Source organism: Spiroplasma sp. Moj, from assembly GCF_016082285.1.
Classification (GTDB): domain Bacteria; phylum Bacillota_I; class Bacilli_A; order Mycoplasmatales; family Mycoplasmataceae; genus Spiroplasma; species Spiroplasma phoeniceum.
On the sequence record NZ_MQTY02000143.1, the window covers coordinates 1 to 1,914 of the forward strand.

1 protein-coding gene is annotated in these 1,914 nt (G+C 31.1%); it reads right to left on the reverse strand.

The genetic code is table 4. The features are described from left to right. Window positions 1-1,436 precede the first annotated feature (1,436 nt). Window positions 1,437-1,914: hypothetical protein (locus BST80_RS05130; protein WP_415746262.1), on the reverse strand; the 478-nt coding region annotated here is incomplete at its 5' end.

Sequence of the window (1,914 nt, forward strand, 5' to 3'; positions counted from 1 at the left end):
TAATGAATATAATTCATTTTCAGTTGGAATGCTTATTACCATATACTTTTTCATTTTAATCTCCATTCTAATTTAAAGACTAAATCAGTGGTCTAAAATGTATATGGTTTTCACAATCAATAATTCTAATCACGGTTGAAAAATTGTGACAAACACGATAGGTAGTTATTTTATAATTGAAGAAGAAGAATAAAAATAAAAAAACAACAAAATTGACATTGTCAAATAAGTTGTTTTTTATTTATTTCAAATTTCGTAGGTGTGTTGGGACGGATAAGCACCAATAGTATTGATTTGATTTTTAATTCAATTTGCGAGTGTTTGTGTTGTCGTAATTCAATGAATTTTACCACCAACAGCAAGTCACTCACGCAAGTTAATTAATTTCGTTCTAAACCGGTCGGGTGACTTGCGGGTGCGTTCAAATTCAACATAAATTTCACTATCATTTCTTTTGGTAATGATTAAGTCGGGATAGGCATTCAAATTGNAGTTTTCCATTTTGAGCTCACGNNNTCGGTTTGATAATGTACAATATCGGTTTGNNNANNAAGTCATTTNATTAANATATCTTGGTGTTGTAATTCATAATAATTTACTTTAATACTTTTTTTATGANTTCGNCCTAAATGACTTTGTGCTTTACTCGTTAAAGTATAATAATTTTTCTTGGGGAGTTTATCAACATTCAGCATTTTTAATTTTACTAATTGTTCTTTTTGCAATTGAATTGTTTTAATATTTTTATTTAATAACAAAGCTATTTGTTCTAAATTCAAATATACTCAACGATTTATCATAATCAATATTTTTTCTAACTCACCCATAGTGTATCAACTCCTTACCAATCACTCTTGTCGTACTCGTAGGGTGGGGTTTTTTCTTTTTTGGGTTCCTTTTTTCTTTTAAGGGCTTGGGCAAAAAGAAAAAAGGAACATGGTGGGTTTTTATTGGTTATATTAATTGCAATTAATATAACCAATAAAAACCCACCATTGCGGAACCCAAACATTAGGCCGAAACCCCGCACTCCCAACGTTGTTGATAGTGCGGGGTTTCGGGTGGTTGGCGTGCCAAAATGCTCGTGGTTCCGCAGCATAAACAATAATACTAATAAGTTTTAAAACTTATTAAATACTTAATATAATTATATCTTAAATTTTAGAATATTTAATACTTTATTGAATAAAATTACTGATAAATTTACTTAAAAAATATATAAAATTTATTAAATATTTTGTTTTGGTATAGTACAGGAATAGTTTTGGAACTATATTGGAAGAAAATGTATAATAAAAATAGGTGATTTGCCAAACAGTAAAAACGATATGATGAAGACCATATCTTGGATTTGTTTATTCGTTGTCTTGCTACTCGGTGGTTTTACGCAAGCTCTCTTCTTTGTTGATAGGGGAGATGAAGAACTCGATAGGGGATTAGTCTAGGTTGTCTAATTCCGCTAGTAATTGGGTGAGTTCTTCATCCGATAATTCTGGTGGGTCACTCTTGTTTTTTTCATACAGAGTGTTATAATCATCGACAAGAGAGCAATTCTCTTGTGATTCTTTTTTTACTTTATTAGCAGAATGTTTGGCTTTGATTGAAGCTTGAAATTCTGCTTTTTGTCTGGCCATTTGTTGTAATTCAGTTTGGTATTTTTTATCAACGTCGGCTAAAAATTCTTCGCGGTTTTTAAACTTACGAAGGCGAGGTTCGACTACTTGTCATTTTTCAAATTGGCGTTTAAGCGTATTTAAGTGATGGAATTTATACATATTTGTTTTAATCATCGCGTCATAGCCCATCGCTTTAATGCGTGTTCCATCAGCATAATAAATATGGGTTTGACCAAAAACACGAACACCAACATTAAACCAATTAGGGTCTGTTTTTGTGACATGAATGTCTTTTTTG